The sequence below is a fragment of the Sulfitobacter sp. W074 genome (genome assembly GCF_025142275.1).
GTDB lineage: Bacteria > Pseudomonadota > Alphaproteobacteria > Rhodobacterales > Rhodobacteraceae > Sulfitobacter > Sulfitobacter profundi.
Genome location: NZ_CP081130.1, coordinates 1,500,614 through 1,515,679, shown reverse-complemented (window position 1 = coordinate 1,515,679; position 15,066 = coordinate 1,500,614). Strand labels below are relative to the sequence as shown.

Annotated in this window: 17 protein-coding genes; 6 read left to right on the top strand and 11 right to left on the bottom strand. The window is 62.8% G+C overall.

Annotated elements, in window-relative coordinates; translation table 11 throughout:
• Positions 1 to 69 precede the first annotated feature (69 nt).
• Together K3762_RS07485 and K3762_RS07480 are read left to right on the top strand one after the other, a co-directional pair.
• Complete coding sequence (locus K3762_RS07485) at positions 70 to 228, top strand: hypothetical protein (RefSeq protein ID WP_165935531.1); 159 nt, start codon at positions 70 to 72, stop codon at positions 226 to 228.
• A 179-nt stretch (positions 229 to 407) separates the two neighbouring features.
• Positions 408 to 1,316, top strand: coding sequence for a lysophospholipid acyltransferase family protein (locus K3762_RS07480; RefSeq protein WP_132443671.1), 909 nt, complete (start codon positions 408 to 410; stop codon positions 1,314 to 1,316).
• Between the two features lie 13 nt (positions 1,317 to 1,329).
• Here K3762_RS07480 and K3762_RS07475 read toward each other — a convergent pair whose 3' ends face one another.
• Positions 1,330 to 2,040, bottom strand: coding sequence for a thioredoxin family protein (locus K3762_RS07475; RefSeq protein WP_120350773.1), 711 nt, complete (start codon positions 2,038 to 2,040; stop codon positions 1,330 to 1,332).
• Between the two features lie 251 nt (positions 2,041 to 2,291).
• On the opposite strand from K3762_RS07475, the gene acnA reads away from it, so the two are divergent.
• The 3 genes from acnA to K3762_RS07460 all read left to right on the top strand — a co-directional run bounded on the left by acnA (position 2,292) and on the right by K3762_RS07460 (position 6,679).
• Positions 2,292 to 5,066 (top strand): aconitate hydratase AcnA, encoded by a 2,775-nt coding sequence (acnA, locus tag K3762_RS07470; protein WP_120350772.1) that lies wholly within the window; start codon positions 2,292 to 2,294, stop codon positions 5,064 to 5,066.
• 146 nt (positions 5,067 to 5,212) lie between these two features.
• The gene (locus tag K3762_RS07465) at positions 5,213 to 6,025 is read left to right on the top strand and encodes a hypothetical protein (protein ID WP_132443672.1); all 813 of its coding nucleotides are present in this window, start codon (positions 5,213 to 5,215) and stop codon (positions 6,023 to 6,025) included.
• 63 nt (positions 6,026 to 6,088) lie between these two features.
• Complete coding sequence (locus K3762_RS07460; protein WP_132443673.1) at positions 6,089 to 6,679, top strand: NAD(P)H-dependent oxidoreductase; 591 nt, start codon at positions 6,089 to 6,091, stop codon at positions 6,677 to 6,679.
• Here K3762_RS07460 and K3762_RS07455 read toward each other — a convergent pair.
• The 10 genes from K3762_RS07455 to yajC all read right to left on the bottom strand — a co-directional run bounded on the left by K3762_RS07455 (position 6,669) and on the right by yajC (position 13,495).
• Positions 6,669 to 7,187, bottom strand: coding sequence for a DsbE family thiol:disulfide interchange protein (locus tag K3762_RS07455; RefSeq protein WP_162931897.1), 519 nt, complete (start codon positions 7,185 to 7,187; stop codon positions 6,669 to 6,671). The two genes, K3762_RS07460 and K3762_RS07455, sit on opposite strands and share 11 nt — an antisense overlap.
• A gap of 13 nt (positions 7,188 to 7,200) precedes the next feature.
• Entirely contained in the window at positions 7,201 to 7,356 is a 156-nt protein-coding gene (ccmD, locus tag K3762_RS07450; protein WP_067627937.1) for a heme exporter protein CcmD, read from the bottom strand.
• On the bottom strand, positions 7,356 to 8,090 hold the full coding sequence (locus K3762_RS07445) for a heme ABC transporter permease (protein WP_132443674.1): 735 nt from the start codon (positions 8,088 to 8,090) through the stop codon (positions 7,356 to 7,358). The genes ccmD and K3762_RS07445 overlap by 1 nt, the downstream gene beginning before the upstream one ends.
• Before the next feature lie 67 nt (positions 8,091 to 8,157).
• Positions 8,158 to 8,814 carry a heme exporter protein CcmB gene (ccmB, locus tag K3762_RS07440; protein WP_132443675.1) on the bottom strand — a complete coding sequence of 219 codons (657 nt, stop codon included), beginning with the start codon at positions 8,812 to 8,814 and terminating at the stop codon, positions 8,158 to 8,160.
• Complete coding sequence (gene ccmA, locus K3762_RS07435) at positions 8,811 to 9,422, bottom strand: heme ABC exporter ATP-binding protein CcmA (RefSeq protein WP_132443676.1); 612 nt, start codon at positions 9,420 to 9,422, stop codon at positions 8,811 to 8,813. The genes ccmB and ccmA overlap by 4 nt, the downstream gene beginning before the upstream one ends.
• Before the next feature lie 19 nt (positions 9,423 to 9,441).
• Positions 9,442 to 9,795 carry an Mth938-like domain-containing protein gene (locus K3762_RS07430; RefSeq protein WP_132443677.1) on the bottom strand — a complete coding sequence of 118 codons (354 nt, stop codon included), beginning with the start codon at positions 9,793 to 9,795 and terminating at the stop codon, positions 9,442 to 9,444.
• Positions 9,796 to 9,813: 18 nt separating this feature from the next.
• Positions 9,814 to 10,545, bottom strand: a complete 732-nt coding sequence (locus K3762_RS07425) for a sulfite exporter TauE/SafE family protein (protein WP_260012600.1) — start codon at positions 10,543 to 10,545, stop codon at positions 9,814 to 9,816.
• 16 nt (positions 10,546 to 10,561) lie between these two features.
• Complete coding sequence (secF, locus tag K3762_RS07420; protein ID WP_120350762.1) at positions 10,562 to 11,530, bottom strand: protein translocase subunit SecF; 969 nt, start codon at positions 11,528 to 11,530, stop codon at positions 10,562 to 10,564.
• A gap of 1 nt (position 11,531) precedes the next feature.
• Positions 11,532 to 13,181 carry a protein translocase subunit SecD gene (gene secD, locus K3762_RS07415; RefSeq protein WP_120350761.1) on the bottom strand — a complete coding sequence of 550 codons (1,650 nt, stop codon included), beginning with the start codon at positions 13,179 to 13,181 and terminating at the stop codon, positions 11,532 to 11,534.
• Between the two features lie 35 nt (positions 13,182 to 13,216).
• Entirely contained in the window at positions 13,217 to 13,495 is a 279-nt protein-coding gene (gene yajC / locus K3762_RS07410) for a preprotein translocase subunit YajC (RefSeq protein WP_067627241.1), read from the bottom strand.
• Between the two features lie 217 nt (positions 13,496 to 13,712).
• On the opposite strand from yajC, the gene serS reads away from it, so the two are divergent.
• Complete coding sequence (gene serS / locus K3762_RS07405) at positions 13,713 to 15,005, top strand: serine--tRNA ligase (RefSeq protein WP_132443679.1); 1,293 nt, start codon at positions 13,713 to 13,715, stop codon at positions 15,003 to 15,005.
• Positions 15,006 to 15,066: the final 61 nt, after the last annotated feature.

Below are 15,066 nucleotides of genomic sequence, written 5' to 3'. Positions count from 1 at the left end.
TCATCGTAATGCTTTGAGATTGGCGCGGACGGGTGTACCCTGTCTGCGCCTGTCAAAGGAGCAAACGACATGAAACTCGCACTGACACTCGGCGCCCTCATGGCGCTCACGGCCCCCTCCCTCGCCCTTGCATCGGGCTGCATTCATGACAAACAGGTCATGACCTGCGCCGAGGGAATGAAACTCGACATCAGCAGCGGAACCTGCGTGCCAGACGCCACCGCCTGAGGTTTTCAACGGCGGCAGGGTTTCTCATTGCTGGATCAGAGGGCCGCGCCCTGGCGGCCCCCGCGGCTGCGACTGCGCGGGCCTTCGACGGCTGACCCCGGCCTATGACGCGCGGGATGGCTTGTTGCGCGGGGCGGCGCAGGCTATGTCAGGAAAACTTTAACAGCCTGTCAGAGCCCATGTCGGACCAAGCCCCCCAAGTCAAAAATCCCTATCCCTTCGGTCGCCGGGCGCGCCATTACCTGAGCAATCTGCTGATCGTCGGGATCATTCGCACGGCTTTGGCCCTGCCCTATAAGGCGCGGCTCAGCTTTGTCGGCAGCTTGGTGCAGCATGTCTTGGCCCCGCTGGCGGGCTACCGCCGCCGCGCGCTTGATAATCTGGAACACGTCTGGCCCGAGATGCCGCTCGCCCGTCGCGAAGAAATCGCCACGCGCTGTCTCAACAACCTTGGCCGGTCTTTCATCGAGAATTACTCGGCCGATGATTTCCCCAAACGCATGGCCGATGCCGAGCCGCGGGGCCCCGGCATGGCGGCGCTGGAGGAGGCCAATCGCAGTGGCCAGCCGGTGATCTTGGTGACCGGGCATTACGGCAATTACGAAGCGGCGCGGGCGTCCCTCGTGGCGCGGGGCTATGACATCGGCGGGCTCTACCGCGAGATGAAGAACCCTTATTTCAACGCGCATTACGTCAAAACGCTCGAAGCCTTCGGTGGGCCGGTGTTTCCGCAAGGACGGCGCGGCACGGCGGGGTTCGTGCGGCATCTGAAACAGGGCGGTCGGCTGGTGCTGCTGTTTGACCAGCATGTCATCCGCGCGCCGATCCTCGACTTTATCGGCAAACCTGCCCGCACCGCGATCTCGGCGGCAGAGCTGGCGCTGCGCTATGACGCGCTGTTGATCCCGTTTTACGGCATCCGCCAAGACGATGGGGTGAGCTTTGACGTGGTGCTTGAGGCTCCGGTACCGCATAGCGATCCGATGACCATGACGCAGGCGCTGAACGACAGCCTGACCGCGCAGGTCACCAAGACACCTGAGCAGTGGTTCTGGGTGCACCGCCGCTGGCGCCCGCACGAGAAGTAACGGCTGCCGCGGCTTATTTGCTGCGCGCTGCCGCAAGAATCGCGCCCGGACCGCCCTTCTCTTGGCGTTGAATGATCACGACAACAGGCAAATCACCCTCGACCTTCGCGCTCAGCGACAGGGGTGCCGACCCGTCCCAATCGGTTAAGACTTGCCAGTCTTGGACGACATTGCTGTGCTCCATGACATGGCCCGCATTCTCGCCGCGGGTGACCTTGGTCCGCTCCATCGGAGAGTAGCGCAGCATGTGCACATGCATCGGCTCTGATGTCGTGGCCAACGGCTCCGCTTCAATTTGAACGGCATCGCCTGAGCGGCTGATCGCCAGCGCTACGCGCGGCGTGGCCTCAGCGTGTTTCTCGACCGCGTCCATCAGCTTCATCGGTTTGGCGCCCACAATGTCGGTCTGCCCCTGCACGATCAGCTCCGGCGTATAGACACTGCGCCGCCCGCCCACGGCGGCATAGGCGCGCTGGCGCTCGGCATGGGCCGGGTCGCCAAAGGGGTCTTCCCAACCGATATAATCCCAGTAATCCACGTGCAGCGCCAAGGCGATAATGTCGTCCCGATCGGCCAATTCGGCGAGCATTTCATCGGCGGCGGGACAAGAGGAACAGCCCTGAGAGGTAAAGAGTTCGACCACCACAGGCTGATCCTGCTCGGCCTGCAACGGGGCGGCCAGCAGCGAAAACGCGGCGAGAACGGGATAAATCAGGGGCTTCATAAAATTCCAGACGGATCAATATCGCGGTGATGGCATTGGTCTAACGGCTTGGTGGCTGAAACACCAATCAACCTTTGTTGAGACGCCCGTTAGCGCCCCCAGCGGGCTTTGCGCAGACTGCCCCCTTTAATCTCGGTACACAATGGTATACAAATTCACGCGAACCCGCTTGATAACAGTTGAACCGCCGCGCCTCTAGTGGCATTGAGACGGCAATCTAGCCACCCATCAGACCCCGAAGGGAGCCCGCCATGACGATCCAAGTTGGTCACGACAGTGCCAAGACCCGCAAGACCCTCTCCGTTGGCAGCCAGAAAGTCGCCTATTACTCCATCCCCGCCGCCGAGGCCGCGGGCTTGGGCGATTTCTCCAAATTGCCAGCGGCGCTGAAAGTCGTTCTGGAAAACATGCTGCGTTTCGAAGACGGCAAGACCGTCACTCAGGACGACATCAAGGCTTTCGCCGAATGGGCGACCAAAGGCGGCAAGAACCCCCGTGAAATCGCCTACCGTCCGGCCCGCGTGCTGATGCAGGATTTCACCGGTGTTCCAGCCGTCGTTGACCTTGCCGCGATGCGCGACGGTCTGGTTGCCTTGGGCGGTGACGCTGACAAGATCAACCCGCTGAACCCTGTTGACCTTGTCATCGACCACTCCGTCATGATCGACGAATTCGGCAACCCGCGCGCGTTCCAGATGAACGTCGACCGCGAATATGAGCGCAACATTGAGCGCTACACCTTCCTCAAGTGGGGCCAAAAGGCGTTTAACAACTTCCGCGTTGTGCCCCCCGGCACCGGCATCTGCCACCAGGTGAACCTTGAGTATCTCAGCCAGACCGTTTGGACCGACAAGGACCAAAACGGCGAGGAAGTCGCCTACCCCGATACGCTCGTCGGCACCGACAGCCACACCACCATGGTCAACGGCGCTGCCGTTCTGGGCTGGGGTGTTGGCGGGATTGAGGCCGAAGCCGCAATGCTGGGGCAGCCGATCTCCATGCTGATCCCCGAAGTCATCGGCTTTGAGCTGACAGGCCGCATGATGGAAGGCACCACCGGTACCGACCTCGTGCTGAAAGTCGTGGAAATGCTGCGCGAAAAAGGCGTGGTGAGCAAATTCGTCGAATTCTACGGCGAAGGTCTGGATCACCTGCCGCTGGCCGACCGGGCAACCATCGCCAACATGGCCCCCGAATACGGCGCGACCTGTGGGTTCTTCCCGATCGACGACGAGACCCTGCGTTACCTGACCAACACAGGCCGCGACAAGGATCGTGTGGCGCTGGTCAAAGCCTATGCCCAAGAGAACGGCATGTGGCGCGATGCGAACTATGCGCCGGTCTACACCGACACGCTGTCGCTCGACATGGGCACCATCGTGCCTGCGATTTCCGGCCCCAAACGCCCGCAGGATTACATCGCTCTCGACAGTGCGCACACTGCATTCGCCGAATACGTCAAAGGCATCCGCGAAGGCAAAGACACTTCGGCCAACTCGGAAATCCGTTGGGAAGGCGAAGGCGGCCAGCCCGAGCCGCGCGACATCCCCGGTGACGAAGGCCATCACAACCGCGGCTATGTCGCCACGGATGATGGCAACTACCAGCTGCACGACGGCTCCATCGTGATCGCCTCGATCACGTCCTGCACCAACACCTCGAACCCCTACGTCATGATCGGCGCGGGCCTCGTGGCACGCAAAGCGCGTGAATTGGGCCTGACCCGCAAGCCTTGGGTCAAGACATCGCTGGCGCCGGGCTCGCAGGTCGTGTCGCATTACCTTGAGGCCGCTGGCCTGCAAGAAGACCTTGATGCGATTGGCTTCAACCTCGTGGGCTATGGCTGCACCACCTGCATCGGCAACTCCGGCCCGCTGGAAGCGCCGATCAGCAAGGCGATCAACGATTATGACCTGATCGGCACCTCGGTCCTCTCAGGCAACCGTAACTTCGAAGGCCGGATCAGCCCTGATGTACGTGCCAACTACCTCGCCTCCCCGCCCCTCGTGGTGGCCTATGCGCTGGTGGGTGACATGAACCACGACCTGACAAACAGCCCGCTGGGTCAGGACAAGAACGGCAACGACGTCTACCTGAAAGACATCTGGCCCTCGACGCAGGAAGTCGCTGAACTGGTCGAACAGACCGTGACGCGCGAAGCCTTTCAAGAGAAATACGCCGATGTCTTCAAAGGCGACGAAAAGTGGCAGTCGGTCGAAACCACGGACAGCAAGACCTACGACTGGCCGCCGACCTCGACCTACGTGCAAAACCCGCCCTACTTCCAAGGCATGTCGCCAGAGCCGGGCGTGATCTCCAACATCGACGGCGCGAAAGTGCTGGCGGTGCTGGGTGACATGATCACCACCGACCACATCTCGCCCGCCGGTTCCTTTAAGGAAACCACCCCTGCGGGTCAGTACCTGACAGAGCGTCAGGTGCCGGTGCGGGAGTTCAACTCCTACGGGTCGCGTCGTGGTAACCACGAGGTCATGATGCGTGGCACATTCGCCAACATCCGCATCAAGAACGAGATGCTGGACGGCGTTGAGGGCGGTTATACCAAAGGCCCCGATGGCGCGCAGACCTCGATCTTTGATGCCGCCATGGCGCATCAGGAAAACGGCACCCCGCTGGTGATCTTCGGTGGCGAACAGTACGGCGCGGGCTCCTCGCGTGACTGGGCCGCCAAGGGCACAGCCCTGCTGGGTGTGAAGGCCGTGATCGCCGAGAGCTTTGAGCGTATCCACCGCTCCAACCTCGTCGGCATGGGCGTCATCCCGTTTGAGTTCACCGGCGGCGACACCCGCAAATCACTGGGCCTGACCGGCGAAGAAACCGTGTCGATCAGCGGTCTGGACACCATCAAGCCGCTGCAAGAAGTGCCCTGCACGATCACAATGGCCGATGGCAGCACCAAAGAGATCACGCTGAAGTGCCGCATCGATACCGCGATTGAGATCGAATACATCGAACACGGCGGCGTGCTGCACTACGTGCTGCGCAACTTGGCGAAATCGGCCTAAGCGCCGATCGCCCTCGCGAACTGATCCAAGGAGCGGCCCCCCAGCGGGCCGCTCCTTTTCTTTTTGCCCCAAGCCCCTGCGCGGGAACCTGCCTGCCGATCACGGGTTGCCCCTGTAAGACGATCGCGTTCGGGGAAGGCAAAGCAATGATAGCAGGTTACGCGCTTGGCGCTTTGGGCGCGCTGATCCTAGCTATCGTGCTGCTGGACTTTCTCTATACCGCCATCGGTGCCGCCCCTGTCGCGCCCCTGTCGGAGCGGGTTGCACGGGCGGCGTTCTTCGTCTTTTCCAAAATCATGCCAGAGGGCAACGCCCGCCACCGCCTCTCTGGCCCGGTGGTGATGACAGCCATTGCGGTGACATGGATCATACTCGTCTCGCTTGGCTGGACCTTGGTCTTTCAGATAAGCCGCGAGGCCGTGGTGATGACCGAAAGCGAACGCCCGGCGGGCTTTCTGCGCGATTTCGCATTCGTCGGCCATCTGCTCTCAACCCTCGGCGGCGGGCCGTTTCAGACCGAAAACCCCTTTTGGCTGGTGCTGTCGGTCCTTGCTGGGGTCAACGGTATGGTGATCCTCACGCTGTCGGTCAGCTTTGTGCTGTCGACCACCACCACCGTGGCCCAAGCGCGCGGGCTGCTGACCAAAGCGTCCATGTTTGCAGCCGATAGCAACGAGATGAACACCATCATCCTGCCTGAGCTTGCCGATCTGGTGTCGAACCTCAACGCGATGCAATTCGCGCTCTACTACAGTGCCGAACACCCTGCCCGCCGCGTGCCCGCGGCGATGGTCGAGATGGCCCAGCGGGTCGCACCCTACCCCGAACAGATGCGCCGCCTGCGCATCGCACTAGAGCCGCTGCCCGATTTTACCGCGCCTGAGGGCACCTTGGATCAACTGACCGATGCGCAGTTCATCGCCCGACTGCGAGACTGGGCGCGGCAGTATTCGCTTTGAGCGGGAGGAACAGAACACCCTGCGAGCCGTTGATCTTGACGCACCCAAGCGAAAGGACACCTCATGAGCCCGAAAATCACCGTTCTTTTCTACTCCACCTATGGCACAAACCACGCCATCGCTGAGGAAGCCGCCCGCGCCGCCAAAGAGGCAGGCGCCGAGGTTCGCCTCCGCCGCTGTACCGAAACCGCCCCAAGAGCCGTTGTCGACGGACAAGATGCGTGGCGCGAACAGTTGGACAAGATGAAAGACATTCCCGAGGCCAAGCCCGAAGACATGGAATGGGCCGATGGCTATTTCATCTCCGTCCCGACGCGCTTTGGCGTCGCCGCCAGCCAGTTCCGCGCCTTTATCGACACGTTGGGGCCGCAGTGGCAATCAGGCGCGCTGGCCAATAAAGCGGTCACCGCGACAACCTCTGCCCAGAACCCCCACGGGGGCCAAGAAACCACACTCCAATCGATCTATGTCACTGCGATGCACTGGGGCGCGATCATCGTGCCGCCGGGCTATGCCGATGGGGTGAAGTTCGAAGACGGCGGCAACCCTTACGGCTATTCCTGCGAACCCGGCCCGCTGGGTGAAACGGGCAAGAAATCCGTCGCCTTTCAGGCCAAACGTCTGGTCGAATTCGCAGGCAAGATCAGCGGCTAAGCGCGTCTTGCAATGCCGGGAGGAACCGCTGCTCGTAATCGCTGCCGACCAGCGGCCCGGCAAATCGGAACAGCACCGTCCCGTCACCGCCAACGATGAACGTCTCTGGCGGGGCGGTCACGCCCCAGTCGATCGCCACCCGCCCTTGGGGGTCGAAACCAACCCCGGCAAAGGGGCTTTTTTCGTCTTCCAGATAGGCGCTGGCGTTCTTCTCGGTATCCTTGAAATTCACGCCGATGATGTTCATCCCCTCGGCCTGCAATTCCAGCAGCTTGGGATGCTCAGCACGGCAGGGCGGGCACCAGCTTGCCCAGAAATTCACAAGGCTCACCTCCCCCCCGCGCAGCATGTCGTCGGTGGCCTGCGGATAGCCGGGCAACGCGGCCTCGGGCATGGCGGGCGCCTGTTTGCCAACCAGCGTAGAGGGCAGCCCCTCAGGGTCATCGCGGTACATGCCGACCGCCGCCAGCGCCACGAAGGCCGCGAAGATCAGCGGCGGGGCGATCATCATGGGAGAGAGTTTAGCCACGGCGTCCGGCCTCCGCTTCGACCTCTTCCAAAGCGCGGCGTGCCGCCCGGCCCCGCAGCAGGGTCAGCCCCACCAATGCGGCCAACAGCAGCAGCGACACCCCATAGGCCGAGAGCACCTCGGCCGCATATTTTCCAAGTTCCGGCATCACGCCCCCCTGTTCATCCGCGCCCGCAGCGCCGCCGTGCGGCGCAGGCGAATTTCGGTGCCCGTGCGGTAGACCACCAGCGCCAGAAACAGCAGGCCGAAGCCGATCATCGCCAGCACCAAAGGATAGAAAAATACATCCGCCACGCTGCGGTTGCCCGTGGCCACGGGGATCGACGTGCCCTGATGCAGCCCTTGGTTCCAGAACTGCACCGCATAGCGCGACAGCACCGCAAAGACCGAGCCCACAAGGCAGAGGACCGATGTCAGATCGGCAGCGGTGTCTGGGTCTTCGACCGCCTGCCACAGCGCGATATAGCCAAGGTAGAACAAAAACAGGATCAGAAACGACGTCAGCCGCGGATCCCACGCCCACCATGTGCCCCACATCGGCTGACCCCAGATCGCCCCCGTCACCAGCGCGATTAACGTCATGACCAGCCCCACGGGGGCCGCAGCCTTGGCCGCCAAGGCGCTGACGTGGTGCCGACGGATCAGCCAGATCAGCGAGGCGACCAGCATCATGAACCATGCGTTGATCGCCATCAGGGCGGCAGGCACATGCAAATAGATGATCTTGACCGTGCTGCCTTGGCGCGCGTCATCGGGCGTGCCGAAGAACCCCCAGAGCAGGCCGAGGCTTACAAAAACAGCCGCAAGCGCCCAAAGCACAGGCTGCACACGCTCTGAAAGCGCAAGGAATTTGACCGGGTTTGCGTATTGCCAAAGGGACATGCGGACTACCTATCGCGCGGGTGGGTGGTGCTCAATGCACAAATACTTGGGGCACGGTTTCTTGGGGTCATCGCAACCCCATCCGAAGCACCGCCGCTGCGGCAAATGGCATCAAGGCCAGAACGGCCAGCGTCAGCCCCGCCAGCATGAAAAGCGGTGTGCTGACATCCAGCCCCGCCGCCCCGCGCCGCGCGACCTCGGCGCCGAAAATAAGCGTGGGGATATAAAGCGGCAGCACCAGCAGTGACAGCAGCAGACCACCGCGTTTGATCCCAACCGTCAGCGCCGCGCCGAACATGCCGATTACCGACAGCGCAGGCGTGCCGAGTGCGAGCGAGGCCAGCAGCCACAGATGTCCGGGTGCGGCGAGTTGCAGCATCACGCCAAGGAATGGGGCCGCCAGCACCAGCGGCAACCCTGTGGTCAGCCAATGCGCCAAAGCCTTGATCGCAAGCGCACCTTCAAGGGGCAAAGGCGCAGTGAGTAGCAGTTCCAGCGACCCATCTTCGAGGTCGAGCGCCAGCAGACGGTCGAGCGACAATAGGCAGGCCAACAGCGCCCCGAGCCAGAGCACACCGGGGGCAATCGCCTTGAGCAGCGTGGCCTCTGGCCCAACGCTAAAGGGCACCAGCATCGTCACGATCAAAAAAAACGCCAGCCCAAGGCCAAAGCCTCCGCCCGCGCGCAGCGCCAGCCGCAAGTCCCGCAGCAACAGCGCCTTCATAGGAACGCCGCGTCGCTGGCGCCGAAATCGGCATCGGGGGCCGCGCGAAATGCGGTGATATCAAGCACGCGGGCATCGACCCCCAGATCAATATGCGTGGCCATCAGCGCCGATCCCCCCGCCGCGAGATGCCCGCGCAGAACGCTGCCGAACAGCGCCACGGCATCCGCATCGAGCGAAACCGTCGGCTCGTCCAACACCCAAATCGGCCGCCCGGTCACCAACAGCCGCGCCAGCCCCAGACGCCGCTTTTGCCCGGCAGAGAGCGTCCCTGCCAAACGATCTGCAAGCGGCCGCAGCGCATAACCATCAAGCGCCTCAGAAATATCTGCGTTCCCAAAGACTTGGGCCCAAAAGCTCAGGTTCTCGCGCACGGTCAGCATGGATTTCAGCCCATCCGCATGGGCAGCATAGGCGACACGGTCCTCCGCCCCCTCGATCTGCCCCGTGAGCGGCGCTTGCAGCCCAGCGATGCAGCGCAGCAGCGTCGTCTTGCCCGCCCCGTTGGGGCCGCGCAGCACCAAAGCCTCACCCGACTCCAGTGCGAAGGATACGCCCGAAAGCACCGGCACCCCGCCGCGCGCCACGCTGAGATCGCTTATTTGCACCGGCGTCGCCGCTCCGCCCTTAGACCGGCAAAAGGGCCAGTGCGATGCGCCGCCCCTCGCTCAGCAAGATGTTGTAGGTCCGGCAAGCGGCGGGGGACGACATGACCTCGACCCCCAGGCCCGCCTCCTCCAAAGTCTCACGCAGGTCGTCGGGGATATGCGCCACGTCCGCCCCGGTGCCGAGGAAGACCACATCGACCTTGCCCGCCAGCGCCAGCACCGGCGCGGGATCAGCCAGACCGCCCCAGCCTGTGATGCCGTCGGGGCCGATCACTTGCGGCCCTTGCACAACCTCTCCGCCAATGCGGAAAAAGCCGGGGCCGTAGCCGTCGATCGGTTTGGCGTCGGTATAGGTGATCTCATTCAATCGCATGTCATGTCCCTCTCAGGCTCAGGTATTCCACAGCGGCAGGCCAAGGATAGCCGATGCGGCGATGACGATATAGGCCACCGCGCGAAAAAGCCGCTCTCGGCCCGGATCAAATAGCCGCGCCCCGACGATATTGGCGATGACATTCGGCACCCCGGCCAAGAGGCCCAGCATCAGCACCGGCCAGACCACCTGCCCCGTCGCTGCCAGCATCGCAAAGAGCATCAAGTCCAGCCCCAGAAGATAGAGCAGGAAATTGGCGCGGATCACCGCAGCGGGCCGACGGCTGGCCATATAGAGCAGGATCACCGGCGGCCCGGCGATGCCCGCGAAACCGGTCATGAAGCCACCCAGAGCGCCGGTGGCCGTCACCAGCTTCGGGCCAAGCGGGCCATGGTAGCGCCAGCCCGCAAGCAGCAGCACCAGAAGCCCCAGAACCACACCGGAAACGATCCAGCCAAAGCCCTCGGGCGACATCAGCGACAGCCCCCAGAGCCCCAGCGGCATCCCGATCAGCACGCCCAGCAGTAGCCGCCCCACTTCACGGGGGGCACCTTCGCGCAGGGCATCAGGGAGGTTTGGCAGGGGGCCGATTAACTCGGCAGCGGTCATGAACAGGATCGCTTCGACCGGAGAGAGCACAGAGGCCGCCGCCGGCATGATAATCATGGCAGAGCCAAATCCCGCAAAGCCGCGGACCAGCCCTGCCACGATCACGGCCAGCGCAAGCCAAGCCACCCCGGGGGTGGCCATGGCCTGCGCCAGCAGGTCAGGCATCAATATTGGCGAATTGTGTGCCTGCGCCCGCGTCGGGCTTGGACCAGTCGCGTTTCACGCCAAGGTACAGCACCACATTCTTGGCCACATAGACCGAGGAATAGGTGCCGACGATCACGCCCCATGTAATCGCAAAGACAAAGGCCCGGATCACATCGCCGCCCAAGATCAGCAGCGCGATCAGCGCCAGCAGCGTGGTGCCCGAGGTCATCAGTGTCCGGCTGAGCGTCTCGTTCACGCTGAGGTTCATCACCTCACGCAGAGGGCGCTTTTTGTATTTGCGCAGGTTCTCCCGCAGCCGGTCAAAGATCACCACCGTATCGTTGATCGAATAGCCAATGATGGTCAGGATCGCGGCCACCACCGGCAGGTCGAAACGGATTTGCAGGATCGAGAACAGGCCGATCGTCAGCACAACGTCATGGAACAGCGCCACCACCGCGCCCACCGAAAACTGCCATTCGAACCGCAACCAGATGTAGATCAGGATCGCCGCCAGCGCCCCGCCCACGGCGAGGAACGCCGTCTGGATCAGCTCGCCCGAGACCTTGGGCCCAACGGATTCCACCGATGTGAACTTGATGTCGGGGGACACGCCTTGCAGCGCGGCCTCGATGGTTTGGATGGTTTCCGTGGTCGCCGCTTCTTGGCCCTCTTGGGCCTGCACGCGGATCATCGCCACATGGCGATCCGCGCCGAAACCGGGGTCAAAGACCTCGGAAATCGTCACGTCGCCCAGTTCCAGAGGGCCGAGGGCATCGCGGTAAGCGCCCACGTCGATGGCCTCAGAGCTTTCCGTCCGCAGCGTGGTGCCACCGCGGAAGTCGATGCCAAAGTTCAGCCCCATCACGCCCCAAGCGATCAGCGACAGGATCATCGCCACCACAGACGCGCCAAAGGTGATCTTGGCATAGCCGAAGAAATCGAAGTTCGTGTTGTCGGGTACCAGCTTCAGTCGCATGTCAAACCTCGATTGTCTTGGGGCGGCGGCGTTCAAACCAGATCACCACCAGCAGACGGGTGACGAAGAAGGCGGTGAAGACCGATGTCATGATGCCCAGTCCCAGCGTTACGGCGAAGCCGCGCACCGGGCCAGAGCCTAGGGCAAAGAGGATGACCGCCACGATGAAGGTCGTGATGTTGGCATCCAGAATGGCGCTGAGTGCGCGCTCATAGCCCAGCGAGATCGCCCGCGCGGCACCCTTGGCGTTGCGTTGCTCTTCGCGGATACGCTCAAAGATCAGCACGTTGGCATCCACCGCCATGCCGACCGTCAGCACGATCCCGGCAATGCCCGGCAGGGTCAGCGTGGCCCCGATGAGGCTCAGCAGGCCAAAGATCAGCCCGACGTTGATGATCAGCGCGATATTGGCGAAGAACCCGAAGAGCCCATAAGACGCCCACATGAAGAACAGCACAGCGGCAAAGGCCACCATGGTCGCGATCTTGCCCGCGTCGATGCTGTCTTGGCCCAGTTCCGGCCCGATGGTGCGTTCTTCGACAAAGCTCAGCCCCGCAGGCAGGGCCCCGGCGCGCAGCAGCACGGCAAGGTTGGTGCTTTCCTCGACCGAGAAGCGCCCGGTGATGATGCCTGAGCCGCCGGGAATATGGCTTTGGATGGTCGGCGCGCTGATGACTTCATCGTCAAGCACGATGGCAAAAGGCGAGCCGATGTTCTCGGCCGTGTAGTCCCCGAATTTGCGCGCACCGGAGGTGTCAAAGCGGAAGGACACGGCAGGTGCGCCGTTCTGATCAAAGCTTGGCTGCGCGTCGACGAGTTGCTCGCCGGTGACGACGGGGGCGGTTTCGATCGTGTAGAACACGCCCTCTTCATCCGCCGCCGGCAGGATCGCGTTGCCGATGCCGGGGTTGTCGTTTTCATTGGAGCCACGGTTGACCACCGGGTTGAAGGTCAGCTGCGCCGTGGTGCCGATGATCGCCTTCAACTCGGCAGCAGAGCCAATGCCCGGCACCTGAATCAGAATGCGGTCTGCACCCTGACGCTGGATCGTCGGCTCGCGGGTGCCGACTTCGTCGATGCGGCGGCGCACAATTTCGAGGCTCTGCTGCATGGTGCGCTCATCGGTGGCCTGCATTTCGGCCTCCGACAGGGTGATTGTGATGACGCCATCAGCGCCGCTCACGTCGATGTCGCTGCCGCCTGCCCCGGTCACCGTAGTGACGGGACGTGCCAGATCACGGGTGATCTGCAGCGCTTCGGCCATTTTCGACGGATCATTCAGACGGACCCGCAATTCCCCCGCTGGCGCTTCTTCGCGCCGGACCGGGGTCAGGCTGCGCAGGGCATCGCGGACCTCAGGCCATTGGGCTTCCATCCGCGAGGCATAGACATCGGCCAGTTGCACTTCGGCCAGCAGATGCGCGCCGCCGCGCAGATCGAGGCCAAGGTTCACCAACCCCGAGGGCATCCATTCAGGCCAAAGCGCGCGCTGCGCTTCCAGTTCGGGCGTGCTGCCCTGAACTTCGATGGCCGCAACGGCGTCATTGTGCTTTTCAACAGGAGCGTAAAAGGCATTGGGAAGCGCCAGCCAAAGCCCTGCCAAACAGGTCAGGACAATGACAATCCGCTTCCACAGATCAATCTGTAGCATAGTTCCGCCTTTGGGTTGCGGCCTCGGGGTAGGGTTTATTTCGCCGGTTCGGTCTTGGAAACGACGGTCGCGATGGTGGCCTGCACCACCCGAATTTTCACGCCTTCGGCGATTTCCACCTCAAGCTCGCCGTCGTCTTTGACCTTGGAGACCTTGCCGATGATTCCGCCTTGGGTGACGACCTGATCGCCGCGGCGCAGGCCGGCCACCATGGCCTGATGTTCTTTGGCCTTCTTCTGCTGCGGGCGGATGAGCAGAAAATACATGATCGCGAAGATCAGGATCAGCGGCACAAATTGCTGGATGCCTTCCATGGGGGTCGTCCTTTTCGATGGGTATTGGGCCGCAGGATGGGCCCTGAGAATTTGGCCAGAACCTATGCGCGGCGGCAGCGGGGTGCAAGGTGGAAAGCCGCCGCCGCATGGCCGCCTGCGCGGGGCCAATCGCCGCACGGTTGCGGCCCCTACCGCCGCGCAGCACTTTGAGGCATAAGGCAACGAAACCGACTCACCCGATCTTGAGGACAAACCCATGCACGACATCCGCGCCATCCGCGACAATCCCGAGGCTTTTGACGCCGCTCTCGCCCGCCGGGGCGAGGCTGCGATGTCGCAGGCGGTGCTGTCGCTCGATGCCGCGCGCCGCGCTAAGATCGCTGCGGCTGAGACGGCCAAAGCCGAGCAGAACAAGGCCAGCAAAGAGGTTGGTGCTGCCAAGGCAAAGGGTGATGAGGCCGAATTTGAGCGCCTGCGCGCGCTGGTCAGCGACAAAAAGGCCGAAGTCGCCGCGATGAATGCTGAGGCGCAGGAGCTGGATGCACAGCTGATCGACATGCTGGCCCGCATCCCCAACAGCCCCGCCGATGACGTGCCGCAGGGCGATGACGAAGGTGACAACGTCGAGGTGAAAAGCTGGGGCGAGAAGCCCAGCTTTGATTTCAAACCGGTCGAGCATTACGAGATCAAGGGCGTCAAACCCGGCATGGATTTCGAGACCGCGGCCAAGACTTCGGGCGCGCGGTTCGTCATGCTGAAAGGCGCCGTGGCGCGGGTGCACCGGGCGCTGGCGCAGTTCATGATCGACACCCATGTGGATGAGAATGGGCTGACTGAGGTAAACTCCCCCGTGCTGGTGCGCGACGAGGCGATGTATGGCACGGATAAGCTGCCCAAATTCGGCGAGGACAGCTATCAAACCACCAATGGCTGGTGGCTGGTCCCGACCTCGGAAGTGCCGCTGACCTATTCGGTGGGCGGCGATACGTTAGAGGAAAGTGCCCTGCCGATCCGGCTGACCGCCCATACCCTCTGCTTCCGCTCCGAGGCCGGGAGTGCTGGCCGAGACACCGCTGGCATGCTGCGCCAACACCAGTTTGAGAAGGTCGAGATGGTCTCGGTCACCCACCCGGATCAAAGCGACGCCGAGCAGCAGCGCATGGTTGGCTGCGCCGAAGGTATCCTTGAAAAACTCGGCGTACCCTACCGCACGGTGATCCTCTGCACCGGGGACATGGGCTTTGGCGCGCGCCGCACCTATGACATCGAGGCTTGGGTGCCGGGGCAGAATTGCTACCGCGAGATTTCCTCGGTCTCGACCACCGGGGATTTTCAGGCGCGGCGCATGAACGCGCGGTTCAAGCCCGAAGGCGGCGGCAAGCCGCAGTTCGTGCATACGCTGAACGGTTCTGGTTTGGCCGTCGGACGCTGCCTCATCGCGGTGTTGGAGAATGGCCAGCAGGCGGATGGGTCGGTGAAACTGCCGGACGCGCTGGCGCCCTATTTGGGTGGGAAGACGACGCTGACCGCGGAAGGTGTGCTCGCCTAAGGATGGGGCATCCACTAGGCCCGGGATCAAGCCGCATGCGCCGGGCCATCGCCTGCCCGCC